Genomic DNA, 24,467 nt, shown 5'->3' on the forward strand with positions numbered 1-24,467 from the left:
AAATCACATCGGGTGCAAGACATGCCGCCGATATCGGTTCACACTGGATTCATGCCGGAACTTCCTGAGGTCTCCGCGATCGCCGCCTACCTCGACTCGCGCACCGCGGGCCTGCCGATCCGCCGCATCGACATCGCATCACTGTCGGTCCTCAAAACCGCGGACCCGCAGTACACGGCGCTGCCCGGGCGCACCGTGAGCTCCGTTGACCGCATTGGCAAGTACCTGGTCATCCGCACCATTCCAGGACCAGACGGCGGCGCCGCGAGTGACCCGGAGATCGACCTCGTTGTCCACCTCTCTCGCGCCGGATGGGTCCGCTGGAGCAGCGCACTGTCGCAGACACCGCCCCGGCCCGGCGGAAAGAGTCCCATCGCGCTGCGCGTGCACTGCGGTCTGCCCGGCGAAGGCTTCGACGTGACAGAGGCAGGCACCCAGAAACGTCTCGCCGCGTGGATCGTCCGCGACACCTCCGACGTCGAGCGCATCGCGACCCTCGGACCCGACGTGCTCGCCGTCTCTCGCGACGAGTTCGCCGCGATCCTGTCCGGAACCACATCGCGAATCAAGACTGTCCTCACCGACCAACGCACCATCAGCGGCGTCGGGAACGCCTACTCCGACGAGATCCTGCACACCGCGAGACTCTCCCCGTTCGCGTCCGCGAAGTCCCTCGACGACTGTCAGATCGACAACCTCTACGAGACGACGCGGACCGTCCTCGCTGACGCCACCCGACGGCTCGAGACACGCGAGGTCGCGACTATGAAATCGGAGAAGCGGACGGGGCTGCGTGTGCACGCCCGGACCGGGCTGCCGTGCCCGGTCTGCGGCGACACGGTCCGCGAAGTGTCGTACACCGATCGCTCGTTCCAATATTGCCCCACCTGTCAGACCGGCGGGAAGATCCTTGCCGACCGTCGGATGTCGCGGTTGTTGAAGTAGGAGCGTCGATTTCGGTTGGGTAGCGGAGGTCAGCGCACCTTGGTGCGGATCAGGGCGACGTTGTAGTCGTCCCACCGGGAAGCGTTGAAGTACAACTCTGGGCCCGTGCCGCGCAGCGCAGGTGACGACGGGAGCATCATCGGCGCATACAACTCAAGGCTCGACGGAGCGATCCGTCGGCCCGGACTCCACGGTCCCTGCGGGTGGTTCGCGGTACGCATCTTGACCCCGTGCGGGCTGTCGAGCATCACATACTTATTCAGGTACGGGCTCCAGGCCACCGACAGTTCGGTCACCGGGCCGCGGACGATCGCCGCAGGTCGCGCGGCACCGACTGCCCAACGGGTGCCGGTCCAGTACTGATACTTGCCCGGATCGAGGATGTCGCCCGGGCGGAACCGAGCGATATGCGCCGCGCCGAACCGGCCGTTCGGCGTGCCGTATTGGTAGACCCAGCCAGCGTCGTCTCCGACGCCCTTTAGGTATGCACTCTGCTGGAACAGTGGGTTCACCTGGTTCACCGACGGCCAGCCGGCAGGCAGCGCGGCGTCGACGCCCGCGTTCACCCGGATCGTGCTCTGCGGGGTGAACCAGCTGCGCCCGTTGTTCGACGACACTGCGGTCGCCGAATAGTTCGTGAACCAGCGGCTCGGCGCGCCCCACGCGCGGACTGACATGTAGTTGACGTACTGCTTACCGCCGATCGAGACGCCTGCGGTCGGGATCGTCGTCTTCTCGATGCCGCTGAATCCGACGGCGCCGAACATTTCGCCCGCGAATCCGCGACGCTGCAGCGTCAGCCCGTTGGCCAGATTCGTGTCGGTCGAGCGCAGCAGTGTGTTGTGGCGCCATCCGCGGTCCTGGTGAAGGCAGTTCCCGAACGTGTCGCCGAACGCCATCAACGTCTGACCTCGCTCGTTATCCCACGCGACGCCGACGTCAGTGCCGGAGATGCCGAACCGAGTGAATGTCTTGTTGCCGCTCAACGGCCCGGTGACCCAAGAGATCGTCTTGGTGCGCCCGTTGTCGAAATGCGGCAGTGGCTTCTGCGGCCCCTGCGCGGCGCCGCCGCGCGGGAACCCGAGCGAACCGAAATCGAATGGGAGTCGGATGCCCGTCCCGGAATTGCTGCACGCGCCGGAGGCCTGTGCCGGGGGCGGCGTGACGACGGCGGTCACTGCGGCTGCGGCCATCGCGGTGCTGAGCGCGAAGGTCGTAATGGTTCGAGCGGTTCGTCGCATCACGTTCGGTCCTCTGCCGGGGGAGGGGATAGTACGGTCCCAATCAGTTGTACAGGCGACGATCGGCGGAAAGAAGAGATACCGCGAAGATCGCCGCATCACGATCTGACAACCCGCGCAGGTATATTCGCTGCCATGTCGCGCGAGAAGATCATCATCACCGGTGCCAGTTCAGGACTCGGCGAAGGAATGGCGCGTCAATTCGCGGCTCGCGGACGCAGTCTCGGACTCGCCGCTCGACGGCTCGATCGACTCGAGACGCTCGCCGCCGAACTCGAACCGACCGCGCGGAGAGTCGCCGTCGCACAACTCGACGTGACCGACGCCGACGCGGTCCCCGCAGCATTCGGGAGGCTCGCCGACGAACTCGGCGGTGTCGACCGCGTGATCGTCAACGCCGGACTCGGCAAGGGTGCGCCGATCGGGACGGGCAAGGCCGCCGCCAATATCGAGACCGTCCAAACCAACCTCGTCGGCGCGCTCACCCAGATCGAAGCAGCGCTGGAAATCTTCCGCGCACAGAACAGCGGGCACCTCGTCCTCGTCAGCTCGATGAGCGCAGTCCGCGGACTCCCCAAGGCGCAGGCTGCGTACTCAGCGTCCAAGGCCGGTCTGGCCACCCTCGGCCAGGGGCTGCAGGCGGAACTGAAAGGCACCGGCATCGTCGTCACTGTGCTGCTGCCCGGCTACATCGAGACCGACATAAATCGGGGCGTCAAGACGTCGATGATGACCGACACCGACGCGGGTGTCACCGCGATGGTCAAAGCCATCGAAGCCGAGCCTGCGCGCGCCGCCGTCCCCGGATGGCCGTGGACGCCGATTTCGTGGGCGTTGCGCTACCTCCCCGACGCGATCAGCGCACGCCTCGTCTGACCCCGTCGAACGGCGAATTCCTGTGCGACAACATAGGGTTGAAGCATGTTGGGCTCCCGCACCGATGCCACCGGCGAATACGACATAACAGCGACTGTGTCGTGGCATGCGCTCGCCGCCCACTACTCGCACGTCTACGCACTGCACCTACGTGAACTGTTCGCCATGGATCCCGAACGCGGTTCGACGCTGGTGGTCGACGCGGGTGACCTGCACATCGACTACTCGAAGCATCTCGTCACCGGTGAGACGATCGAACTGCTGTTGAGTCTGGCGCGCGAAGCGGGCCTCGAAGATCGGCGTGACGCCATGTTCGCGGGCAAACACGTCAACACCTCCGAGGACCGGGCCGCACTCCACACCGCGTTACGACTGCCTCGCGGCGCCCGACTCGTCGTCGACGGACAAGAAGTGGTGTCCGACGTGCACGCCGTGCTCGACGCGATGGGCGAGTTCTCCGACCGGGTCCGCGGCGGCGACTGGGTCGGGCACACCGGCAAGCCGATCACCGACGTCGTCAACATCGGGATCGGCGGCAGCGATCTCGGGCCTGCGATGGCCTACGACGCGCTCCGCCACTATCGACAGGACGGCCTGCGCTGCCACTTCGTCTCCAACATCGACCCGGTCGATGTGGTGTCGACTCTCGACGACTTGAACCCGGAGACGACCCTCGTCGTCGTCGCCTCGAAGACGTTCACCACGTTGGAGACCATCACCAACGCCGTCGCCGCGCGCCGCTGGCTGCTCGCCGGACTCGGCGTCGACGACGATGCGACCGACGTCGTGGCCAAGCATTTCGTCGCGGTCAGCACCAACGCCGACGAGGTCGCGAAGTTCGGTATCGACACCGCGAACATGTTCGGTTTCTGGGGGTGGGTCGGCGGCCGCTACTCGGTCGACTCGGCGATCGGCCTGAGCCTGATGATCGCCGTCGGTCGGGAACGGTTCGCCGAATTCCTCGACGGGTTCCACACGGTCGACGAGCATTTCGCGACGCAGCCGCTCGAACACAATGCTCCGGTCCTGCTAGGCATGATCGGCGTCTGGTATTCGAACTTCTTTCAGGCCCAGTCGCAGGCAGTTCTCCCGTACGCGCAGGACCTCGCCCGGTTCCCCGCGTACCTGCAACAGTTGACGATGGAGTCGAACGGCAAGTCGGTGACCGCGGGTGGACGACCCGTCACCACTCCGACCGGCACCGTCTACTGGGGCGAACCCGGTACCAACGGCCAGCACGCGTTCTATCAACTGTTGCACCAGGGCACCTGGCTGGTGCCCGCCGACTTCATCGGATTCGGTCAGCCGACCGACGATCTGGACGGTGCCTCCGGCGGCTCGATGCACGACATTTTGATGGCGAACTTCTTCGCGCAGACCGAGGTGCTGGCGTTCGGTAAGCCCGCGGACGATCTTGCGGCCGAAGGCGTGTCCGCGGACCGTATCCCGCACAAGGTTATGCCGGGGAACCGGCCGTCGACGTCGATCCTCGCGCCACGGCTCACCCCGTCGGTCCTCGGCCAGCTCATCGCGCTCTACGAGCACATCACCTTCGTCAAGGCGATGATCTGGGGCATCGACCCGTTCGACCAGTGGGGCGTCGAGCTCGGCAAGGAGAAGGCCAACACGCTCGTCAACATTCTGACCGACGACGCGGAGCCTGCGGCGTCGCACGATTCGTCGACCGAAGCTCTGGTCCGCTGGTATCGCGACCAGCGGGGACGCTGATCGAGCGGTCTCGCCCGGGCTGCGGCTAGCGGCCGAGTGGTCCGCGCCCCAGACGCAGCAGCAGCATCGCGAGGGTGTGTCCCTCCGAACCGAGTGCCGCGAAGCGGTCGAGGACCTTGACCTCCCGGCTGTGCACCAGGCGCGGCCCGCCGGTCGCCATCCGGTGCGCGCCGATCTTCTTCGAGACAGCACTGCGTCGCTGGATCGCCGCGAGGATGACCGCGTCCATCCGGTCGATCTCTAGGCGCAGGGTGTCGATGTCGTCGGGGAGGTCGGCGACGTCGGCACTCAGACCGTCGATTCCCAGGTCCCGGTTCGCCGGGTCGGTTGGCTCAGTCACGTCTACCGATTTTGCCACGCGTCGACGGCTCCGCGTCGTGCGACCGGCGTGGGACCGGCGCTACGCCGCGCAGGGTGCGCGACAATGCTGGAATGCCGCACGCCCGCAAGCTCGTCCCCATCGCCGTCGCGCTCATCGTCGCGCAACTCGTCGTGCGAGCGTGGCTCGTCGCCCGAGGCAACTTCTACTGGGACGATCTCGTCCTCATCGCACAGGCGTCGAGCGACCCGATCCTCAGCTGGGACTATCTCGGCACCAGCCACGACGGGCACTTCATGCCGGGCGCGTTCCTGCTGGCCGGGGTGTCGACGGTGATCGCTCCCGTTCAATGGTGGCTGCCCGCGGTGACTCTCGTCGTCCTGCAGGCGATCGCGTCCCTCGCGGTGTGGCGGATGATCCGGATCATTGCGCCGCGTGCGGGCGTCGCAGCGCTCGCAGCGTTCGCGTTCTACCTGTTCGTCCCGATGACGGTCAGCGCGTACGTGTGGTGGGCTGCGGGCCTCAACACGTTGCCGATGCAGGCAGCGCTCGCCTACATCGTCGGCAACGCGGTCCTGCTGGTACGCGATGACGTACCCGACGCTCGCCGCACCAGGCTCGCCGTCTTCGCGGTGGTCGCATTCGTAGTCGCGCTCGCGTTCTTCGAGAAGTCGCTGGTGATACTCCCTGTCGCGTTCGTCGCCGCACTGTTCGCCGCGCGCCGCCCGACGAACCGGTTCGAGCATCCCGAGCACGACTTCCGGACGTCCGCGTTGACGGTGACGTTCACCCGAGCGCGCAGCCTGTGGGCGGCCCTCGGAACCGTGTTCGTGGCGTGGGCTGTCCTGTTCTTCGCGACGACTACCGCCACCGACGGGCACCACTCGTTCTCGCAGACCGCGCACCTGGTGTGGCGGAGCATCAACAACGCGATCGTCCCGTCATTCGCGGGTGGGCCGTGGAATTGGGAGCGCTGGGTGCCGTCGCCGCCGATGGGCCTTGCGCCGATCTGGATGATCGTGCTCGGCTGGGTGATCCTCGCGGTGCTCGTCGTGCTGACGGTGCGCGCCAAGCGCGGCGTCGTCGCCGTGTGGGTGTGCGCCGCGCTTTACGCCGTCCTCGTGCAGGTTCCTGTCCTGTGGACGAGGTCCGGCGAGTTCACCTCGCTCGAACTCGCCCAGACGATGCGGTATCTGCCCGACACGGCGCTCGTGCTCACTGTCGCGTTCGCCCTGATCGCGGCGGCCCCGGGCGCCAGCGGAACGCACGCTGCGCCCGTCGAACCGGATCGTCGTCCGGCGATCGTGGTGGCCGTCGGTGCGGTGCTGCTCGTCGTCTCGTCGATGATCGCTACCAGCGCATTCTCGACGTCGTGGCATGAGGGACCCACTGCCGACTATCTCGCGAACGCGCGTCAGGCGATGAAAGACAATGCCGGGCGCACCATGTTCGATCAGGCGGTCCCGTTGGAAGTCCTGCTCCCGGTGGCTTACCCGGACAATCAGATCAGCCGGATCTTCGGGCGCCTCCCCGAACGTCCGGAGTTCGGGTCGTATACCGACGACCTCGTCGTCCTCGACCCGACTGGCAAGGCGGCGCAGGGAGCGGTGACGCGTGCGCGCACGATCGAGCCCAGTGCGGGCTCATGCCGCAAGCCGGGCATCGCGGGACCGGAGCGACTGGCACTCGACGGGCCGCTCATCGACGTCCAGTGGACGTTGCAGATCAGCTACTGTGCGGACCGCGACGGCGAGATCGAGCTGCGGCTCGACGGCGGCGAACCGTTGCAGATACCCGTCCAGTCGGGTCTGCACGTGGTGTACGCGCAACTGAACGGGCACGGCGACGGCGTGCAGATCCGTCCGGTCACGCCGGGACTACATCTGCACACGGGCGAAGGCCGGGTCGGGAGCCCCGTCATGGCTGGACTGGCACCGTAGGAGCCGGTCCAAGTCGCCGATCCAATTACCTCCGCGCGAAGCGGCGCAGCAGCAGGTCAGATCCGGTTCCGGGCTCGTTGTGCACAGCATGCGCGCCGAGGTCGTAGCCGGCGCGGACGATGCCGTCGTGTGCTTCGGCGAGTATGACGCGGCACCAGCCGTCGCCGGTCTTGGTCAGCGTGTCCGCAGCCGCGAAGGCGTAGACCTGCCACACCGAACCGTCGACGAACTCGTCGAGCGATGGCGCGACGACGAGGTCCGCGATCAGCGCCTCGACCTCCTGTCCGTCGACGTCGAATGCGACGCGGACAAGTACGTACGGTGCGATCTCACTGTCCGGTTCGGGTTCGGTGTTGAAGTGGTCGCGGCCGATCACTCGAGCCGGTCGGGGAGTTCGGTCGAGGGCGGGAAGCCGCTTCCGGAATGCCATCATCCCGATGACGGGAGCGGCGACACAGAAGGCGAGCACACCGACGACGAACCGTTCGATCCAGGACGAGGCGGGGTGGCGGAACAGTCCGATCACCAGCCACAGGAGAAGGACGGCGCAGATCGCGGACGCTGCTCTCATCAGTCGGAGGTCGGCGGCCAGCCGCTCCTGGGCGGTCGGCAGAAGACCGGACATGTGTTCCCCCTTCGCCAGGCCGAGGTCGTGCTCAGACTATCGCGCGGCGACCGCCGAGAGCGTCTTGTCGGACCTCACGGGTAGCCTGACTACGCGATGAACTCCTCGAACTCTCCTGCACCCGGAACTGCCGCCATCGATCTCACTGATCGCGGTCGGGAACTGCTCGACGGGCTCAACCCGCAGCAACGCGAGGCCGTCGTCCACCAGGGCGTACCGCTGTTGATCGTGGCGGGCGCGGGATCGGGGAAAACCGCGGTGCTCACCCGTCGCATCGCGTTTCTGCTCGCCGAACGGGATGTGACACCCGGCCAGATCCTGGCGATCACGTTCACCAACAAGGCGGCAGCCGAGATGCGTGAACGCGTCATCGATCTCGTCGGTCCACGGGCCGCGTACATGTGGGTGTCCACGTTCCACTCGACGTGCGTTCGGATTCTCCGCGCGCAGTCGGCCCTGCTGGGCAACCGCAACTCGAACTTCTCGATCTACGACGCCGACGACTCGCGCCGACTCCTCGGCATGGTGATCCGCGACCTCGGGCTCGACGCCAAGAAGTTCAGTCCGCGCGGCGTCGGCACAGTGATCTCCAACCACAAGAACGAGCTCGTCGAGCCGGACGAGGCTGCGGCGCAGGCGTCGGCAGCCGATCAACCCGATCCGACGGCGCAGACCATCGCCGAGATCTACGCCGAGTACCAGCGTCGCCTCGCCTCGGCCAACGCCTTCGACTTCGACGACCTGATCGGCGAGACGGTGTCCTTGCTGCAGCGGCATCCCGAGGTCGCCGAGTATTACCGTCGCCGCTTCCGCCACGTGCTGATCGACGAGTACCAAGACACCAACCACGCCCAATACGTCCTCGTCCGCGAACTCGTCGGCGACGAACCCACCCTGGCGGGCGGCGTCGCGCCGTCCGAACTATGTGTCGTCGGCGACGCCGACCAGTCGATCTACGCCTTCCGCGGCGCGACGATCCGCAACATCGAAGAGTTCGAACGCGATTACCCGAACGCCGAGACGATTCTCCTCGAACAGAATTACCGGTCCACCCAGACCATCCTGTCGGCGGCTAACGCCGTCATCTCCCGCAACACGGGACGTCGCGAGAAGCGCCTGTGGACCGACTCCGGTGACGGCGAACTCATCACTGGGTACGTCGCCGACTCGGACCGCGAGGAGGCCGCGTTCATCGCCAAGGAGATCGAGCAACTAGTCGACTACTCGATCGGCGGTTCGGCGAGCCACACCTACTCCGACGTCGCCGTCTTCTACCGGACCAACACGGGTTCGCGCGCGCTGGAAGAAGTCTTCGTGCGGCACGGAATGCCATACAAGGTGGTCGGCGGCACAAAGTTCTACGAACGCAAAGAAGTCCGTGACATCGTCGCCTACCTGCGTGTCGTCTCCAACCCCGACGACCAGGTGAGCCTGCGCCGCATCCTCAACACCCCGCGCCGCGGCATCGGCGACCGCGCCGAAGCATGCGTGGCGGTCCACGCGGAGAACCTCGGCGTCAGCTTCTACCAGGGGCTGCTCGATGCCACGGAGAACCGCGTCGCGCTGCTCAACACACGTGCCGTGAAACAGATCACGGCGTTCGTCGAACTCATCGAAGGGCTCCGCAGCGACTTCCTCATGTCGTTCGGTGCGGTCGGTGGGGCAGCCGACGAAGCGATCGCCGACGCGACCACCGAGGGTGCCGACATCGGCGACCTCGTCGACGCGATCATCGACCGGTCCGGCTACCGCGGCGAACTCGAAGCGTCCAACGACCCGCAGGACGGCGCGCGATTGGACAACATCAATGAGCTCGTTGCCGTGGCCCGCGACTTCAGTCTGGAAGCCGCGCAGCGTGCCGAAGCCGACGAGGACATCGATATCGACCCGGATGCGCCCGCACCTGCGGAAGACGGCGAACCCGAACCCGGTTCGCTCGCCGCCTTCCTGGAGAAGGTGTCCCTCGTCGCCGACGCCGACCAAGTACCCGACGAAGGTGACGGCGTTGTCACCATGATGACTCTGCACACCGCGAAGGGGCTCGAGTTCCCGGTCGTGTTCGTCACCGGCTGGGAGGACGGACATTTCCCGCACATGCGCGCACTCGGTGACCCGAACGAACTCAGCGAGGAACGCCGACTCGCCTACGTCGGTATCACCCGCGCCCGGCAGCGCCTCTACCTGACGCGTGCGATGTCCCGAGCATCGTGGGGGCAACCGGTGTCGAACCCGGAATCGCGGTTCCTGCAGGAGATCCCGCAGCACCTCATCGACTGGCGGCGCACCGAGCCGCGTCGTGCACCGCGGGAATCGCGGGGCGCGTTCGGTTACTCGTCGAGCGGTAGTTCAGGTTTTGGGGGTTCGGGCTTCGGTGGCTCGGGCTTTGGGGACTCGGGAAATCGTCGGTCGTCGTTCGGTTCGCCCGATCCTGCGCGCGCCCGCAACAAGACTGCGCATTACGACATCGGGGACCGGATGAATCACCCCAAGTTCGGGATGGGCAAGGCCGTCGCGAAAGAGGGCAGCGGCATCACCGAACGGATCACCTTCGACTTCGGCGGCAGCGTTGGACGCGTCACGCTGATGACTGCGGGCGGGCTGCCAGGCGAGAAGCTGTAGACGAGCGCAACGGCGCGGTCCGAGGGTCGAGCGGTATCACCGACGGCGTGTTAACGACCGGTTCGGGCGGCGGTCGCTGTCGCGATCGGACGCGACGCGGGTCAGCCGTGGAGGGCGGACAGGTGTACGCCCTTCGCGGCGAGCCAGACGGCGGGATCGATCTTCATCTTGCCGTCCTTCCATACCTCGAAGTGAACGTGCGGGCCGGTGGAGAAGCCTTCGCTGCCGACGAGAGCGATCACATCGCCCGCGGTGACATGATCGCCCTTCGACACGTGCACACCCGACGCCGACATGTGGCCGTACATCGTGATCGTGCCGTCAGGAGCTTTGATCTGCACCCAATTGCCGTAGCCGGAGGCCGGCCCGGCCGCTACGACGACGCCGTCGGTCGCCGCATGGATCGGGGTGCCGAGCGGCGCTGCCATGTCGATGCCGCCGTGGAAGGCGCCCCACCGCGGCGCGTACGCCGATGTCAGGTCGTAGACGCCCAGCGGTATCGGGCTCATGACTTCGGGCCTGAGCTTCGCCTCACGGGCGGCGGCCTTCTGCTTGGCGAGTTTCGCGCCCTGAGGGAGCTGATCGTCGAAGACACTCATATCCGCTTCGGGGGCCGACGCGGCGATCCCGGGACCGAGGTCTGCGTCGGTGCCCGACGCGGCGAGCGCCACGTCTGGGGCGGGCTCGGCGACTGGCGTCGCCTGCTGCGCGCCTGACCCGGCGAGGGCGAAAGCACCCGCACCCGCGGCCATCGCAACCAGTGCGGTGCGCGCTTTCAATGCCGACGACGGGGCCCGGAGGCGGTGGCGTCCAACGGGTTCGGGATGCGACGTCGCCACTGCCACGGGCGGGGTAGACGTCGGAATGTCGTCGTTCGCGACGGGTATCTCGGTGGTGGAGACCGCGTCGCTGCCCGGGGTGGTTCCGAGCCCGAGACGGAGGTTGCGCGAAGGAAGTGGAATGTCGAGAGTCGCAGGTTCTTCGGCGGCGGGAGCGGTGGGATTCTCCGAGCGCAAAGCGCTACCTGCTGCCACCGTCTGCTCACCTCGTATCGTCGCCAGGTCTCTGTGACCTTCTCGTTACCAACCCAGTAGACGGTAACCAACAGTCCGCCTGAAGTCCACCTTGGGCGACAACTGAGTGAGATGGGGCACAAGGTTCGCACCGAGTGCGAAGCGACGCGGGCGACAGGATTACAGTCCGTTATGGTCCGCGTTACACCGAAGCGGACGAAACTTACTTCAGATGGTGAGCTGAATGGATCTCTTCGAATACCAGGCGAAGGAACTGTTCGCCAAGCATGGGGTACCCACCACACCGGGTCGGGTGACCGATACTGCCGCCGATGCGCGGGCGATCGCCGAGGAAATCGGCAAGCCCGTCATGATCAAGGCGCAGGTCAAGGTCGGCGGACGTGGTAAGGCGGGTGGCGTCAAGTACGCCGCGACCCCCGATGACGCACAGACACACGCTGAAAACATCCTCGGGCTCGATATCAAGGGCCACGTCGTCAAGCGGCTTCTCGTCGCGGAAGCCAGCGACATCGCCGAGGAATACTACATCTCGTTCCTGCTCGATCGATCCAACCGCACCTACCTGGCCATGTGCTCGGTGGAAGGCGGCATGGAGATCGAAGAGGTCGCCGCGACCAAGCCGGACCGCCTGGCCCGCATCGCTGTCGACGCGGTCAAGGGCGTCGACCTGGCGTTCGCGCGTGAGATCGCCGAGGCCGGGCACCTGCCCGCCGAGGTTCTCGACGCGGCGGCCGTGACCATCCAGAAGCTGTGGGACGTCTTCATCAACGAAGACGCCAGCCTGGTCGAGGTCAACCCGCTGGTCCGCACCCCCAACGACGAGATCCTCGCTCTCGACGGCAAGGTCACGCTCGACGAGAACGCCGATTTCCGTCAGCCCGGCCACGCCGAGTTCGCTGACAAGGACGCGACCGATCCCCTCGAGCTCAAGGCCAAGGAGAACGACCTCAACTACGTCAAGCTCGACGGACAGGTCGGAATCATCGGAAACGGTGCAGGTCTGGTCATGTCGACTCTCGACGTCGTCGCTTACGCAGGCGAGAACCACGGCGGCGTCAAGCCCGCCAACTTCCTGGACATCGGCGGCGGCGCATCGGCCGACGTCATGGCGGCCGGTCTCGATGTCATCCTCGGCGACGAGCAGGTCAAGAGTGTCTTCGTGAACGTCTTTGGCGGCATCACCGCGTGTGACGCGGTCGCCAACGGCATCGTCGGTGCGCTCGGCAAGCTGGGCGACGCCGCGAGCAAGCCGCTCGTCGTCCGCCTGGACGGCAACAAGGTCGAAGAGGGTCGCAAGATCCTGGCCGACGCCAACCACCCGCTGGTGACCCTGGCGGAGACCATGGATGCCGGCGCCGACAAGGCCGCCGAGCTGGCGAGCAAGTAGGAGCCGGAACATATGTCGATTTACCTGAACAAGAACAACAAGGTCATCGTCCAGGGCATCACCGGCGGCGAGGGCACCAAGCACACCGCACTGATGCTCAAGGCGGGCACCAACGTCGTCGGCGGCGTCAACGCGCGCAAGGCGGGGACCACCGTCTCCCACGTGGACGCTGACGGCAATAACGTCGAACTGCCCGTCTTCGGCTCGGTTGCCGAGGCCATCGAGAAGACCGGCGCCGACACGTCGATCGCCTTCGTCCCGCCCGCGTTCTCCAAGGACGCGATCGTCGAGGCCATCGACGCGGAGATCCCGTTGCTCGTCGTGATCACTGAGGGCATCCCCGTGCAGGACTCGGCGTACGCCTGGGCCTACAACGTGGAGAAGGGCGAGAAGACCCGCATCATCGGTCCGAACTGCCCGGGCATCATCACGCCGGGCGAGGCGCTCGTCGGCATCACGCCGAACAACATCACCGGCAAGGGCCCGATCGGCTTGGTCTCCAAGTCGGGCACCCTGACCTACCAGATGATGTACGAGCTCCGTGACCTCGGATTCTCGACTGCCATCGGCATCGGCGGCGACCCGGTCATCGGCACCACGCACATCGACGCGATCGAGGCGTTCGAGAACGACCCCGACACCAAGCTGATCGTCATGATCGGCGAGATCGGCGGCGACGCCGAAGAGCGTGCGGCCGAGTATGTCAAGGCCAACGTCTCCAAGCCGGTCGTCGGCTACGTCGCGGGCTTCACCGCCCCCGAGGGCAAGACGATGGGCCATGCCGGCGCAATCGTCTCCGGCAGCGCGGGCACCGCGCAGGCCAAGAAGGAAGCCCTCGAGGCTGCAGGCGTGAAGGTCGGCAAGACGCCGAGCGAGACCGCTCGACTCGCCCGCGAACTCTTCGAAGCCCTGTGATTCGATAACGCGAGTCGCGTTCATCCGAACGCACCTCACGACGCCCCGATTCGGCCATAAGCCGTATCGGGGCGTCGTGCATATCTGGCATGATCATTCAATGATTCAGAGCCTGATCACGGAGACAGTGGGTCGGGCGGTCGCATTGCCGGGCAAGACGATCCGCTTCGTCTTGTCCGAAGCCATCACCTACCTCACCGAGGAGATCGACCTGACTCAAGTCCTTTTGGTCGGTGTCGACCTCAACCGGGTCGTCGGGGCCCTCGATGTCAGTGCCGTGATCGAAAAGGTCGATCTCAACGAACTCCTCGAGAAGGTCGACCTCAACGCGCTCCTCACGACCTTCGACGTGAATGCTCTTCTCGACTCGCTGGACGTGAACGCCCTGCTCGACTCCGTGGACCTGCCCCGGCTTCTCGCCCGTCTCGACCTGGACGCGCTACTCGCGGACCTCGACCTGGACGCCGTCCTCGACCGGGTGGATGTGAACGCGATGCTCGACGGTGTCGACATCTCGTCGATGGTGCGCGGGGCGAGCACGACGGTGACCACCGAGATGATCACCGACGTGCGCGGCGGCAGTGAACGCGCCGACGACGCCGTCGAGAACCTCGTGGGGCGGATGCTGCGGCGGAAGGCACGCGATGAATGACGGACGAGCGCCCGAGCCGGTGCGGGACGCGGGCATCGTGAGCCGAACGCTGGCAGCGGGCGTCGACCTCGCGGTGGTCCTCATGCTGATGAGCGGCAGCTATCTCGCGATCGCGTTCGTTGTATTCGCCGTCAATGTGCGCGACTTCCACTTTCCGACCGTCCCGTGGATCTTCTCCGCGACCGGCTTCTTCGTCGCGTCGGTCGTCTACCTATTCGTCTGCTGGGCCGTCACCGACCGCTCGGTGGGCCAAGCCGTGCTCGGGCTGCGCGTCGCGAGTTCGAAAGGCGGACGCGTGAAGGTGCACTGGCTTCTGTTGCGCGCCTTGTTCTGCACGGTGTTCCCCATCGGGTTGGCATGGGTCGCGCTGTCGTCGCGGCGTCGGTCGCTCCAAGACATCGTGCTGCGGACCAGGGTGGTGTACACGAAGTGAGGCGCACGCCGGGATAGAGTTCACCTCGAACGATCCCCTGACGATCCGGCGAGGAGCGGCGTTGCCCGAGCGTGCTGAACCCGAAGCGGCGCCGGGTACGCGCCGGTCACAGGCAAAAGCCGCGCGACGAGCCGAGTTGATCGCCGCGGCCGCGCGGCAGATGGCGCGCAGCGGATTCGCCGCCGTCCGGTTGGAGGACATCGGCGCGGAAGCGGGCGTCAGCGGCCCCGCGATGTATCGGCACTTCAAATCGAAGATCGACCTCCTCGACCAGATGCTGCTCGACATCAGCGAGCGGCTGCACGCGGGCGGCGAGACGGTCGTCACCGCAGACGGGGAGCCCGCCGACGTCCTGGTGCGGCTCATCGAGTTCCACATCGACGTCCTCGTGACGAAGCCCGACCTGATCACGGTGCAGGACCGTGATCTCACGTCGATGACGCCCGACGCCAACCGGACGGTGCGCTCCCTGCAGCGTCGGTACGTCGAACGGTGGGTGGATGTCCTGGTCGCCGCGGTGGGGGAGAGTCTCACCCGGGACGAGGCACGTGTCCGCGTCCATGCGGGCTTCGGTCTCCTCAATTCGTCGCCCCGGCTGCCGCGCTATTCCGAACCGGCGCTGCGTGAACTGTTGACGACGATGGCGCTGGCCGCTCTGTACGCGGGTTCGGGTGCGGAACCCGGTCACCCCAACTAGAACGTGTTACAGTTCGGGCATCTACTGAGTGTTTCGGGAAGGCGTACGTCAATGGGGCAGTTCGACGGTCAGGTCGTGTACATTACGGGCATCGCCCGAGGTCAGGGGCGCAATCATGCGATCCGATTCGCGCGCGAAGGCGCGGCGATCATCGGGATGGACATCGCCGACCGCGTCGCCGACCACACGACGTACCCGCCCGCGACGGCCGACGATCTCGCCGAGACGATCAAACTGGTCGAACTGGAAGGCGGCAAGATCCTCGCCCGCCGGGGCGACACCCGCGATCTGGCCTTCCAACAGGAACTAGTCGCCGACGGCGTCGAACAATTCGGCCGCCTCGACCACGTTGTCGCCAACGCGGGCATCCTGTCGTGGGGTCTGTCGTGGGAACAGACCGAAGAACAGTTCACCGACGTCATCGACGTGAACCTCGTCGGCACCTGGAAGACCCTCAAAGCGACGATCCCCGCGATGCTCGAAACGCGCAACGGTGGCAGCATCACGGTCATCTCGTCGTGTGCCGGACTCAAGGCGATGCCCGCGCAGGTCGGCTACGCGTCATCGAAGTACGCTCTGCGTGGACTTGCCCAGACTGTCGCGAAGGAGTTGGGCGACAAGGATATCCGGGTCAACTCGGTACACCCGTACGCTGTGCACACCCCGATGGGGGTGGAGGACCCGTCGGCTTTCGATGCCTTCGAGGCGTGGGGCCGCCACTTCCCGTCGATGATGGACCACTACCCGGTCGCCAGCGTCGACGACCTCAGCGACGCCGTCATCTATCTGGCGACCGCCAAGGCCGTCACCGGAGCCGAGTTTCAGATCGACATGGGATCGTCCAAGGTCTGAGTGCTCCGTCCGCCTGGTCAGCCTTCGCGGATGGTCATCGACGCCAACTTGCTGCCCGCGACGTCGAAGACGAACTTCGACAGTCCGTTCGCATGGGTGCTGCGCCAGTCGGCGACGACGGTGACCGTGGAGCCGTCGACGTGTGTGTCGGTCACGGTCATCGTGCCCGTGGCACCGATGAACTCCTTGTCGCTCCATGCCTTCATCGCGTCGCGGCCGGTGAAGATGCGCCCCCAGTCGTCGACGAACCCGTCGTCGGTGAAGGCATTCAGGAAGCCCTCTTCGTCGTGGCGGTTCACGGCGTCGATGAACTCGGTGACGGTGGCGGGAATCGGTGTTGTCATGCTTGTCCTTTTACTAGGTGGGCGGAGTGGTGATCAGCGGGTCGTGTAGCCGCCGTTGGCGAAGATCGTCTGGCCGGTGATCCACCAGCCGTCGGTCGCCAAGAAGCCGACGATGGGGGCGATGTCCTCGATCTGCGTCAGCTGGTTGCCCATCGCCTGGGACTTGTGGAACTCGACGCGCTCGGGCGTCTCCTGGCCGTAGAAGAACGGGGTGTCCATCGGTCCGGGCGCGATGGCGTTCACTGAGATGCCGCGCGGCGCATACTCCTTGGCAGCGGCCCGAGTGAAATGTTCGACGGGGCTCTTTCCGCCCGCGTACGTCGAGTAGCCGTCGGTGAACGCCGCGAGAAGTGCGGTGACGATGGTGATGACCTTTCCGTCATCGTGCAATGTCCGTCCGGCCTCCTTGATGAAGAAGTAGGCCGACTTCGCGTTGACGTCGAACATGCCGTCGTACTCGGCCTCAGTCGTCTCGGCGATCGGCTTGCGGAGAACCTTACCTACCGTGTTCACGGCGACGTCGAGTCCGCCCAGTGCGGCCACCGCGTCGTCGAACACCGTGGCGACAGTGTTCGGGTCGGTGAGGTCGCCGGTCAGCAAGACGCCGGTGCGGCCAGCGGCGTGCACCGCTGCGAGGGTCTCTTCTGCTTCGGGCTTGGAGGATTCGCTGTTGTAGTGGATGGCGACGTCGGCGCCTGCGGCTGCCGCCTGCCGGCTGATGAGTCCGCCGAGATTCTTACCGCCGCCGGCGACGAGGATCTTGCGTCCCTCGAGTGGGTAGACCGTCATGGTTCCTCCTATATATCGTCGATATGCCTGACTATATCGACGGTACATGATTACTGTAGCGGTGTGCCAGAGGTAGCGAAGAGCGATACACGAACGCGGTTGATTGAGGCAGCCGCGGAACTGATCGCGGCCTCGCCAGGCGAAGACTTCTCACTCCGAGACGTCTGTGATCGTGTCGGCGTACGTATGCCGACGCTCTACCACTTCTTCGGTAGCAAACAGGGACTGATCGACGCCGTCGTCGAGCACGGATTCGAGTTGTACCTTGAGGTAAAGCAGGGGGATCCCACCCACGGACAGCGGTCCGGCGGCGATCCTATCCAGGCCATCAGCGACGGGTGGGACGCGCACGTCCGGTTCGGGCTGGCGAATCCCGGCTTCTACACACTCATGTACGGCAAGGTGAGGCCGGGCTATTCGCCTGCGGCCCACGCGAAGCCGACGATGCTCCTGATGGAGTTGACCAGTCGGGCCGCGGCGGAGGGCCGCCTCGCGGTGTCGCCGGAACAGGCGGCGGCGCACATTCTGGTGGCGAACATCGGCGTGACCCTGCGGGGAATCGTTCTGGCCGAGTCGGACCCGGAACTGTCCGCGGCAGTGCGCGATGCGACGATCGCGGGCATCACCGGCGAAAGCGGTGGACGCGCGTCGAGTGATGACATCCGCCGAATCGCCTCCCTCGCCGCAAACTCGCCGGAGGTGTTGGGGGCAGCCGAGACCGCGCTGCTGTGTCAATGGTTACGGCGACTCGCCGATCACCTGGATTGACGGAGCGAGGCGACGCCCAGCACGGTCGAGTGTTCGATCCAATAATGACCTCAAATTCCCCGCTCAGCGACGGCGTCGATGCACGAGACGATGCCGATGCTGAGCGGGGAAATTGAGGTCAATTGCATGTCGACCCGGTGGAAGTCAGTCTTGCCAGAGGGCTGCGGGATCGGTTGCTGCGCGGGCCGGCGGCTCCGGCGTGAGGGTGGCCGAGCGGGAGAAACGGGGCGCGACCTGTGCCTGGGTCACACCGTCGATGTCCACCAGCGTGCCGCGGGCGGCCAGATGCGGATCGTTCGGTGCTTCCTGCCAATCCAAGATCGGCGACGTGCACGCGTCGGTGCCCTCGAAGATCGCGGCCCACTCGTCACGCGACTTCGTCTTGAACGTGTCGCTGAAGATCTGCTTCAACTCATCCCACTTGGCGAAGTCGTTCTGGTCGGGAATCGCTTCCGGATCCAGACCGAGGCCGGTGAGGAGCGCGGCGTAGAACTGCGGCTCGATCGCGCCGACCGCCATCCACTTGCCGTCCGAGCACTCGTACACCTCGTAGTAGGGGGCGCCCGTGTCGAGCAGGTTGACGCCGCGCGCGTCCTGCCACAGACCGGTGCCGCGGAACGCCCACATCATCTGGCCGAGCGCGGACGCGCCGTCGACCATGGCGGCGTCGATGACCTCGCCTTTACCGGAGACGCTGCGTTCGACGAGAGCGGCGAGGACGCCCATCACGAGGAACATCGAACCGCCGCCGAAGTCGCCGACGAGGTTCAACGGCGGGGTCGGGCGCTCGTCGCTGCGCCCGATCGCGTGCAGCATGCCGGTCAGCGAGATGTAGTTCATGTCGTGCCCGGCGAGCTCGGAGCGCGGACCGTCCTGACCCCAGCCGGTCATCCGGCCGTAGATCAGTCTGTCGTTGACCTTCGCGAGATCGTCCGGGCCGAATCCGAGGCGCTCCATGACACCCGGGCGGAAGCCTTCGAGGACCACGTCGGCCTTGCCGACGAGGTTCAGGATCGTCTCGCGGTCGGACGGGTTCTTCAAGTTCGCTTCGACGACGCGACGGCCGCGCAGCATCGCGTCCGCCTTGCGGTTCGGATCGGGCAGATCACCAGGTCGCTGGACGCGGATCACGTCGGCGCCGAGGTCGGCGAGAAGCATCGCCGCGTGCGGTCCCGGGCCGATACCCGCGAACTCGATGACACGGATGGAGGCCAGGGGGCCGGAACGACCCGACGGGGTGCGATCGGTCGACGTAGACATGAGAAATCCTCTGCGAATCGGACGTGTGCTGAATCACCTACTCGGACTCAGCATTACACACGCCGCATCGGTGTCCGGGCTGCGGGCCGGACTATTCGGAAACGGCGTCGGCCCTATGGTGGCGGCGGACACGTCGGTAGGGTTACTGGAATGACCCCTGCGCTCGAATTGGGGGCCCGGGTGTGGAGCGACTTGATCGACAGAGATCTGACGATCGTCGTACCGGTCGGGGCCGTCGAACAGCATGGACCGCATCTACCCGTCGACACCGACGGCCGGATCGCTGTCGACATCGCCGCGCGCGCCGTCGAATCGGTCGCTAATCGCGACGTGCTTCTCGCGCCGACCATCGCGTACGGCGCGTCCGGCGAACACGAAGGCTTTCCTGGAACGGTGTCGATCGGAGCCGAGGTGCTCGAACGCCTGATCGTCGAATACGGCCGGAGCGTGTGCCGGTGGGCCGCGCGCGTCGTATTCGTGAACGGGCACGGCGGCAACGCGTTCGCGCTGGCCGCAGCCGTCGCGCTCCTGCGGTACGAGGGACGCGACGCGACGTGGTGGCCGTGCGCGTTCGCGGACGCCGACGCGCACGCAGGCGACGCCGAGACATCGCTGATGTTGTCGATGAGCCCGGACGCGGTGCGCGTCGACGCGGCGCAGGCAGGCGTCACCACGCCGGTCGCCCAGTTGATGGACGATCTGCGTTCCGGCGGTGTCGCCGCGGTCAGCCCGAACGGCGTCCTCGGGGACCCGACGTCTGCGGACGCCGACCGCGGCGCGGCGATGCTCGCCGCTGGCGCGACGGCCCTCGCGACGTCGTTGCAGGTGTGGACGGTACGCGAGGACGGGCGGCTCGCGTGAACGCAGGCACGAAAGGCCCGGCGACGACGCTGCCGACCGGATTCCAAGTGCAGATCGATCCACGGTGTGCGCGCCGCGGCAACCTGCGATACCTCGTCGGCGGGTCGCCATTGCGTGTGATGAAGCTGTCCGACCCGGCGTTGGGGATGACGTCCGGCGACGGTCGGATCGCGGTCCACGACGGTGGAACTCAAGTTCTGGCGCGACGTCTGCTCGATGCGGGTATCGCGCATCCGCGGCCGATGTCCGGTCCCGACGTCTCCGAGGTGACTGTGGTCGTCCCGGTGCACGGCAATCAGTCCGGGGTCGACCGGCTACTCGCCGCTCTCAGTGACGACGTCGAGGTGATCGTCGTCGACGACGCGTCCGACGAACCAATCCGTGTACCGACCGGTGTTCGGGTGATCCGGTTCGACGCCAACCGTGGTCCGGCTGCCGCCCGGAACGCGGGAACCGCAGCGGCCACCACCGAGTTCGTCGCGTTCCTCGACTCGGACACCGTCCCAGAGAGCGGTTGGCTGACGATGCTGCTCGGCCATTTCGCCGACCCCGCGGTCGCGATCGTCGCACCGCGGATCGTCGCCCTCGGCGTGGTGGGCGGCGGTGTTGAACAGGATTCGTCCGCCGTCGCCGCATATGCCAACCGATTCTCCTCCCTCGACATGGGGCCGCGAGAAGCCCTCGTCGCCCCAGGTAGCCCCATCGCCTACGTGCCGAGCGCGGCGATGGTGATCCGTCGTGACGCGTTCCTCGGGTTCGACGAGTCGCTGCGCGTCGCCGAAGACGTCGACCTGTGCTGGCGGACCCACGAGCACGGCTGGCGAATCCGGTACGACCCGATCGCCTCGGTCGGACATGATCATCGAGAGACGTTGCGCGCCATGCTGAATCGGCGACGATTCTATGGGACGGGCGGTGCGGAGCTGGCCCTCCGGCACGGCGCGCTGGCCGCACCGGTCGTCACGACGGTGCCGCTTGCCGCAGCGGTCATCGGGTTGATGACGCGCAGCCGGTGGGGCGTGCTCGTTGCCTCGGTGATCCTCACGTTCGTCTACCGGCGGACACGTCGACTGCTCGGCGACGTCCCGCGCGCCCGGGCGATCGCCGCCCAGAACACAGCGCGGGCCGTCGGTTTCGGTCTGCTGCAGGCGTGCGCCGCCGTGCTCAGACACTACTGGCCCGCGTCATTGCTCGCGTTCGCGTGCAGCCGACGCTTTCGGCGCTGGCTGCCGTCGGTCGCCGTCGCTGAAGCAGTCGCGATGTGGGTGCGATTTCAACTCGTCGACCCGGAGGCTCCGGTGATGGGCCCGCTGCACTATGTCGCTTACCGCCGCCTCGACGACCTCGCCTACGGGGCCGGGCTGTGGCAGGGCGCGCTGAAGCGTCGTGATGTCGGCGCGCTGCGCCCGGTGATCTCCCGGTGATGCGGTGAGCCCCGACGTAGTGATCGTCGGGGCAGGGTCGGCCGGATGCGTGCTCGCCGAACGGCTGTCCCGAGACCCGTCGCGTCGCGTGACGGTGTTCGAGCGCGGGCCCGGCGGATTGTTCGCGGCCCCGCTCGATCGTCTGCCCATCGATTCTGTCGAACGGGCGACGCCGATCGTTGAACGCGGCGGCAGGCCGGTGGTGCGGGGCAGTGGTGTCGGCGGGTCGTCGGCGATCAATGGTGCGTACTTCCTCCGCGGGCACCGCGACGACTACGCGTCGTGGCCGTGGACCGGCGCCGAGATCGGCGCAGCATTCGACGACGCCGACGCGTTGATGCGGACCACCTCGTTCGCCGACCACGAACTCGGCGTGCTGGCCCGCACGTTCGAAACCGCATGCGGCGGGGCCGTGAACACCGGGTCGTGGCCGGGCGACGGACTGAATCGGGTGCGGAGCAACCGAGTCGACGGGGCTCGGTGGACGGCCGGGCATGTGTTGTCGGCGGCGGCACGGCGGCCTGGGCTGACGATTCGATCCGGTGTCGAGGTCGTCGGGTTGGCAACGTCCGGTGATGAAGTGATCGGTGTCCGCGTCTCGACGGGGGAACAGATCGAGGCGAGTGACGTGATCGTCTGTGCTGGCACTCTCGGCACCGCGCGACTCGTCGCGCCGCTGGTCGGTCCGCTGCCGGTCCACGAGCACGCCGAGCGCATCGTGCGATTCACGCCGCGAACGGCGCTGCGGGCTCCCGCACTGCTGCAGACCGTGCTGCACGTCGACGGGCTGGAGATCAGACCCTACGGAGACGACTTCGCGGCGTTCACTTCGATGGAGGCGACTGGGGTTCCGATCGGCGTCGCCGACATGGCGGGCACTTCGGGGTTCGTCGACGGCGAGACGATCGATCTGGGTGTGCCGGACGGTGCGTCGTCGGAGCGGATGTCGCGGGGTGTCCAAACGGTGGTCGACCTGCTTGAGGGTCGCGCGTTCGCGGGCCTCGTCGAACCGGGATCGGTGCGGGTGGATCCGGTCGTCGGTATGTCCCAGCACGCGTGGGGATCGTTGCCGGCTGGTGCGGCCACCGACGCGGACGGTCGCGTGCACGGGTGGCGTGGCCTACGGGTCGTCGACGGCTCGATCTTGCCGGGCCCGCTGCACAGCGGCCCGCACGCGAGCATCGTCATGCTGGCAGTGCTGCTCGCGTCGCGTATGTGAGCGGTCCGCCGGCCGGGTTCGTCAGAACAGGGTCTGCCAGTAGTCCCAGAATTTGACGCCGCCCGCGGCGATCACCGCGACGTACCAGACGGGTAGCAGTACGCCCATCCATTCGCGGATCGACCGACCGATCCGGTTGTCGGGCAGGGCACGCGAGACGCTGAGCACCAGGATCAGCGGGGTGATGGCCCAGACGACCATGCAGTACGGGCAGAGGGCGCCGATGCGGTAGATGCTCTGGAAGATCAGGTAGTGGACGAACACCCAGCCGAGCGCGGTGCCGATCGACAGCCCGATCCAATACCAGCGGGGAAGCCGTACACGGCCAATCGCGAGGACCGCGGTCACGATGACCACAGCGAACGCGGGGAGACCGAGGATGGGGTTGGGGAATCCGAAGAAACGGCCTTGTTCGGTGACCATGACCGACCCGCACGAAATGATCGGGTTGAAGTTGCACGAGAGGGCTGCTTCGGGATTGATCAGCAGTTCGATGCGTTCGATCGTGAGCATCGCGGCCGCGGTCAGTCCGAGGATGCCGGTCACCAGGAGTACCCATGCTGCGATCGGCGACGTCGCGCGCGGCTCGGTCAACGCGTGACCGCCCCATTCGTCGGCGGACGCGGCGACCTGTTCGGTCGCCGGCTCGGGGCTGTCGGGTTCGGGCGCGTCGGCGACGTCCTGTTCGGTCATCGTCGGGCTACTTCGCGGCGCCGTTGACGGCGTCCGTGAGCTGCTGAGTCGACAGGTTCATCGCGTCGATGGTCTTGCCGTTCAGGCGAACCCACGGGGTGCCCTGGAAGCCGGAGTCTTTCAGGACGCTGGAGCTCTGTTCGGATAGCCATTTGCCGAACTGGTCGTCCTTGATGCACTGGGAGACGCCGGTCGCGCCGGCTTCCTCGGCGAACTTGCGCAGCTGGTCGTCGCTGGGGCCGGGGCTGCCCTCCTGCTGCTGGTTCGCGAACAAGAGGTTGTGGAACTTGAGCCACACCGACATGTCGCCGCTCTTGCCGGTCGCTTCGGCGACGCACATCGATGCGTTGGACGTGTTCGCCGAGAATTGGGTCTGGCCACCGCGGTCGAGGAAGACGATCGGCTTGTAGTCGATGGCGACGTTCGGGTTCTTAGCCAGTTCCTGGAGCGTCTCGCCATGCTTGGTTTCGAAGGCCTGGCATGCGGGGCATTGGAAGTCTTCGACGAGCGACACCACGGCTTTGGGCTCGGTGCCCTTCGGCGCGGCCGACACCCGGATGAAGCCGTCCTCGGTGACGACGGTCGGGGTGGCGGAGCCGCCGGTACTCGAGTCTTCGTTGTTGCTCGCGACGGCCCAGATCGCGATGCCTGCGGCTACTGCGATCAGCACAACGGCCGCACCGATTTTGAACATGAGGGAGCGGCGGCGTTCTGCCTGCCGCGGGTCGACGACGGTTCGACGATTCTGGGTCACAGTTCATCCTTCGCAGGTGGTGCCGCGCCCGGCTCGACGACCGTTGGGTGCGCGACAAAGCGTACTCGGGTGCAAGAGTACTGGTTTCACCC

The 24,467-nt window shown here is 66.4% G+C and carries 24 protein-coding genes; 15 read left to right on the forward strand and 9 right to left on the reverse strand.

Annotated features, from left to right (window positions below):
• The first annotated feature begins 51 nt into the window (after positions 1 to 51).
• A complete protein-coding gene (locus tag MP11Mi_RS10400) occupies positions 52 to 945 on the forward strand; it encodes a DNA-formamidopyrimidine glycosylase family protein (protein ID WP_420038857.1) in 894 nt (297 codons plus the stop codon).
• A 29-nt stretch (positions 946 to 974) separates the two neighbouring features.
• Here MP11Mi_RS10400 and MP11Mi_RS10405 read toward each other — a convergent pair whose 3' ends face one another.
• A complete protein-coding gene (locus tag MP11Mi_RS10405) occupies positions 975 to 2,186 on the reverse strand; it encodes a DUF4185 domain-containing protein (RefSeq protein WP_420038858.1) in 1,212 nt (403 codons plus the stop codon).
• A gap of 135 nt (positions 2,187 to 2,321) precedes the next feature.
• Here MP11Mi_RS10405 and MP11Mi_RS10410 point away from each other — a divergent pair, with 135 nt between their 5' ends.
• Together MP11Mi_RS10410 and pgi are read left to right on the forward strand one after the other, a co-directional pair.
• Positions 2,322 to 3,062, forward strand: a complete 741-nt coding sequence (locus tag MP11Mi_RS10410; protein ID WP_420038859.1) for an SDR family oxidoreductase — start codon at positions 2,322 to 2,324, stop codon at positions 3,060 to 3,062.
• A gap of 45 nt (positions 3,063 to 3,107) precedes the next feature.
• Entirely contained in the window at positions 3,108 to 4,790 is a 1,683-nt protein-coding gene (gene pgi / locus MP11Mi_RS10415) for a glucose-6-phosphate isomerase (RefSeq protein ID WP_420038860.1), read from the forward strand.
• Positions 4,791 to 4,815: 25 nt separating this feature from the next.
• On the opposite strand, the gene MP11Mi_RS10420 is transcribed toward pgi, so the two are convergent.
• Complete coding sequence (locus MP11Mi_RS10420) at positions 4,816 to 5,130, reverse strand: chorismate mutase (protein ID WP_420038861.1); 315 nt, start codon at positions 5,128 to 5,130, stop codon at positions 4,816 to 4,818.
• Between the two features lie 92 nt (positions 5,131 to 5,222).
• On the opposite strand from MP11Mi_RS10420, the gene MP11Mi_RS10425 reads away from it, so the two are divergent.
• A complete protein-coding gene (locus MP11Mi_RS10425) occupies positions 5,223 to 7,049 on the forward strand; it encodes a hypothetical protein (protein WP_420038862.1) in 1,827 nt (608 codons plus the stop codon).
• A 25-nt stretch (positions 7,050 to 7,074) separates the two neighbouring features.
• Here the strand turns inward: MP11Mi_RS10425 and MP11Mi_RS10430 are convergent, their stop codons facing one another.
• Positions 7,075 to 7,674, reverse strand: coding sequence for a hypothetical protein (locus MP11Mi_RS10430; protein WP_420038863.1), 600 nt, complete (start codon positions 7,672 to 7,674; stop codon positions 7,075 to 7,077).
• 96 nt (positions 7,675 to 7,770) lie between these two features.
• Between MP11Mi_RS10430 and MP11Mi_RS10435 the strand changes: the two genes are divergently transcribed.
• Positions 7,771 to 10,293 carry a UvrD-helicase domain-containing protein gene (locus MP11Mi_RS10435; RefSeq protein ID WP_420038864.1) on the forward strand — a complete coding sequence of 841 codons (2,523 nt, stop codon included), beginning with the start codon at positions 7,771 to 7,773 and terminating at the stop codon, positions 10,291 to 10,293.
• A 101-nt stretch (positions 10,294 to 10,394) separates the two neighbouring features.
• Here MP11Mi_RS10435 and MP11Mi_RS10440 read toward each other — a convergent pair whose 3' ends face one another.
• Entirely contained in the window at positions 10,395 to 11,327 is a 933-nt protein-coding gene (locus MP11Mi_RS10440; protein ID WP_420038865.1) for a M23 family metallopeptidase, read from the reverse strand.
• 223 nt (positions 11,328 to 11,550) lie between these two features.
• Here MP11Mi_RS10440 and sucC point away from each other — a divergent pair, with 223 nt between their 5' ends.
• The 6 genes from sucC (at position 11,551) to MP11Mi_RS10470 (ending at position 16,263) form a co-directional block, all read left to right on the forward strand.
• Positions 11,551 to 12,714: an ADP-forming succinate--CoA ligase subunit beta gene (sucC, locus tag MP11Mi_RS10445; RefSeq protein WP_420038866.1), complete on the forward strand. Its 1,164-nt coding sequence runs from the start codon at positions 11,551 to 11,553 to the stop codon at positions 12,712 to 12,714.
• 12 nt (positions 12,715 to 12,726) lie between these two features.
• The gene (sucD, locus tag MP11Mi_RS10450) at positions 12,727 to 13,629 is read left to right on the forward strand and encodes a succinate--CoA ligase subunit alpha (protein ID WP_420038867.1); all 903 of its coding nucleotides are present in this window, start codon (positions 12,727 to 12,729) and stop codon (positions 13,627 to 13,629) included.
• Positions 13,630 to 13,729: 100 nt separating this feature from the next.
• A complete protein-coding gene (locus MP11Mi_RS10455) occupies positions 13,730 to 14,281 on the forward strand; it encodes a hypothetical protein (RefSeq protein WP_420038868.1) in 552 nt (183 codons plus the stop codon).
• Complete coding sequence (locus MP11Mi_RS10460) at positions 14,274 to 14,714, forward strand: RDD family protein (protein WP_420038869.1); 441 nt, start codon at positions 14,274 to 14,276, stop codon at positions 14,712 to 14,714. The genes MP11Mi_RS10455 and MP11Mi_RS10460 overlap by 8 nt, the downstream gene beginning before the upstream one ends.
• Before the next feature lie 61 nt (positions 14,715 to 14,775).
• A complete protein-coding gene (locus MP11Mi_RS10465; RefSeq protein ID WP_420038870.1) occupies positions 14,776 to 15,411 on the forward strand; it encodes a TetR/AcrR family transcriptional regulator in 636 nt (211 codons plus the stop codon).
• A gap of 51 nt (positions 15,412 to 15,462) precedes the next feature.
• Entirely contained in the window at positions 15,463 to 16,263 is an 801-nt protein-coding gene (locus MP11Mi_RS10470; RefSeq protein ID WP_420038871.1) for a mycofactocin-coupled SDR family oxidoreductase, read from the forward strand.
• A 17-nt stretch (positions 16,264 to 16,280) separates the two neighbouring features.
• On the opposite strand, the gene MP11Mi_RS10475 is transcribed toward MP11Mi_RS10470, so the two are convergent.
• Together MP11Mi_RS10475 and MP11Mi_RS10480 are read right to left on the reverse strand one after the other, a co-directional pair.
• Positions 16,281 to 16,607 (reverse strand): nuclear transport factor 2 family protein, encoded by a 327-nt coding sequence (locus MP11Mi_RS10475; RefSeq protein WP_420038872.1) that lies wholly within the window; start codon positions 16,605 to 16,607, stop codon positions 16,281 to 16,283.
• A 33-nt stretch (positions 16,608 to 16,640) separates the two neighbouring features.
• Positions 16,641 to 17,396 (reverse strand): SDR family oxidoreductase, encoded by a 756-nt coding sequence (locus MP11Mi_RS10480; RefSeq protein WP_420038873.1) that lies wholly within the window; start codon positions 17,394 to 17,396, stop codon positions 16,641 to 16,643.
• Positions 17,397 to 17,459: 63 nt separating this feature from the next.
• Between MP11Mi_RS10480 and MP11Mi_RS10485 the strand changes: the two genes are divergently transcribed.
• Positions 17,460 to 18,164, forward strand: a complete 705-nt coding sequence (locus tag MP11Mi_RS10485; RefSeq protein WP_420038874.1) for a TetR/AcrR family transcriptional regulator — start codon at positions 17,460 to 17,462, stop codon at positions 18,162 to 18,164.
• Between the two features lie 144 nt (positions 18,165 to 18,308).
• Here MP11Mi_RS10485 and MP11Mi_RS10490 read toward each other — a convergent pair whose 3' ends face one another.
• Positions 18,309 to 19,424, reverse strand: a complete 1,116-nt coding sequence (locus MP11Mi_RS10490) for a CaiB/BaiF CoA transferase family protein (RefSeq protein ID WP_420038875.1) — start codon at positions 19,422 to 19,424, stop codon at positions 18,309 to 18,311.
• 150 nt (positions 19,425 to 19,574) lie between these two features.
• Between MP11Mi_RS10490 and mftE the strand changes: the two genes are divergently transcribed.
• From mftE to mftG, 3 genes are read left to right on the forward strand one after another with little or no spacing between them, the layout of a single operon-like run.
• Positions 19,575 to 20,285, forward strand: coding sequence for a mycofactocin biosynthesis peptidyl-dipeptidase MftE (gene mftE / locus MP11Mi_RS10495; RefSeq protein WP_420038876.1), 711 nt, complete (start codon positions 19,575 to 19,577; stop codon positions 20,283 to 20,285).
• A complete protein-coding gene (gene mftF, locus MP11Mi_RS10500) occupies positions 20,282 to 21,709 on the forward strand; it encodes a mycofactocin biosynthesis glycosyltransferase MftF (protein ID WP_420038877.1) in 1,428 nt (475 codons plus the stop codon). Before mftE ends, mftF begins: the two co-directional genes overlap by 4 nt.
• 4 nt (positions 21,710 to 21,713) lie before the next feature.
• Entirely contained in the window at positions 21,714 to 22,928 is a 1,215-nt protein-coding gene (gene mftG, locus MP11Mi_RS10505; protein ID WP_420038878.1) for a mycofactocin system GMC family oxidoreductase MftG, read from the forward strand.
• 21 nt (positions 22,929 to 22,949) lie between these two features.
• Here the strand turns inward: mftG and MP11Mi_RS10510 are convergent, their stop codons facing one another.
• Together MP11Mi_RS10510 and MP11Mi_RS10515 are read right to left on the reverse strand one after the other, a co-directional pair.
• Positions 22,950 to 23,621 (reverse strand): vitamin K epoxide reductase family protein, encoded by a 672-nt coding sequence (locus MP11Mi_RS10510; RefSeq protein ID WP_420038879.1) that lies wholly within the window; start codon positions 23,619 to 23,621, stop codon positions 22,950 to 22,952.
• Positions 23,622 to 23,628: 7 nt separating this feature from the next.
• On the reverse strand, positions 23,629 to 24,375 hold the full coding sequence (locus MP11Mi_RS10515; protein WP_420038880.1) for a DsbA family protein: 747 nt from the start codon (positions 24,373 to 24,375) through the stop codon (positions 23,629 to 23,631).
• Positions 24,376 to 24,467 lie beyond the last annotated feature (92 nt).

Origin of the sequence: Gordonia abscondita (assembly GCF_032711245.1) — a bacterium.
In the GTDB taxonomy this organism is placed as follows: domain Bacteria; phylum Actinomycetota; class Actinomycetes; order Mycobacteriales; family Mycobacteriaceae; genus Gordonia.

Bases quoted from the DNA above. Each gene is read 5' to 3' on its own strand.
- MP11Mi_RS10400 (WP_420038857.1), top strand. From the start codon at position 52: ATGCCGGAACTTCCTGAGGTCTCCGCGATCGCCGCCTACCTCGACTCG.
- MP11Mi_RS10405 (WP_420038858.1), bottom strand. From the start codon at position 2,186: ATGCGACGAACCGCTCGAACCATTACGACCTTCGCGCTCAGCACCGCG.
- MP11Mi_RS10410 (WP_420038859.1), top strand. From the start codon at position 2,322: ATGTCGCGCGAGAAGATCATCATCACCGGTGCCAGTTCAGGACTCGGC.
- pgi (WP_420038860.1), top strand. From the start codon at position 3,108: ATGTTGGGCTCCCGCACCGATGCCACCGGCGAATACGACATAACAGCG.
- MP11Mi_RS10425 (WP_420038862.1), top strand. From the start codon at position 5,223: ATGCCGCACGCCCGCAAGCTCGTCCCCATCGCCGTCGCGCTCATCGTC.
- MP11Mi_RS10430 (WP_420038863.1), bottom strand. From the start codon at position 7,674: ATGTCCGGTCTTCTGCCGACCGCCCAGGAGCGGCTGGCCGCCGACCTC.
- MP11Mi_RS10435 (WP_420038864.1), top strand. From the start codon at position 7,771: ATGAACTCCTCGAACTCTCCTGCACCCGGAACTGCCGCCATCGATCTC.
- sucC (WP_420038866.1), top strand. From the start codon at position 11,551: ATGGATCTCTTCGAATACCAGGCGAAGGAACTGTTCGCCAAGCATGGG.
- sucD (WP_420038867.1), top strand. From the start codon at position 12,727: ATGTCGATTTACCTGAACAAGAACAACAAGGTCATCGTCCAGGGCATC.
- MP11Mi_RS10455 (WP_420038868.1), top strand. From the start codon at position 13,730: ATGATTCAGAGCCTGATCACGGAGACAGTGGGTCGGGCGGTCGCATTG.
- MP11Mi_RS10460 (WP_420038869.1), top strand. From the start codon at position 14,274: ATGAATGACGGACGAGCGCCCGAGCCGGTGCGGGACGCGGGCATCGTG.
- MP11Mi_RS10470 (WP_420038871.1), top strand. From the start codon at position 15,463: ATGGGGCAGTTCGACGGTCAGGTCGTGTACATTACGGGCATCGCCCGA.
- MP11Mi_RS10475 (WP_420038872.1), bottom strand. From the start codon at position 16,607: ATGACAACACCGATTCCCGCCACCGTCACCGAGTTCATCGACGCCGTG.
- MP11Mi_RS10480 (WP_420038873.1), bottom strand. From the start codon at position 17,396: ATGACGGTCTACCCACTCGAGGGACGCAAGATCCTCGTCGCCGGCGGC.
- MP11Mi_RS10490 (WP_420038875.1), bottom strand. From the start codon at position 19,424: ATGTCTACGTCGACCGATCGCACCCCGTCGGGTCGTTCCGGCCCCCTG.
- mftE (WP_420038876.1), top strand. From the start codon at position 19,575: ATGACCCCTGCGCTCGAATTGGGGGCCCGGGTGTGGAGCGACTTGATC.
- MP11Mi_RS10510 (WP_420038879.1), bottom strand. From the start codon at position 23,621: ATGACCGAACAGGACGTCGCCGACGCGCCCGAACCCGACAGCCCCGAG.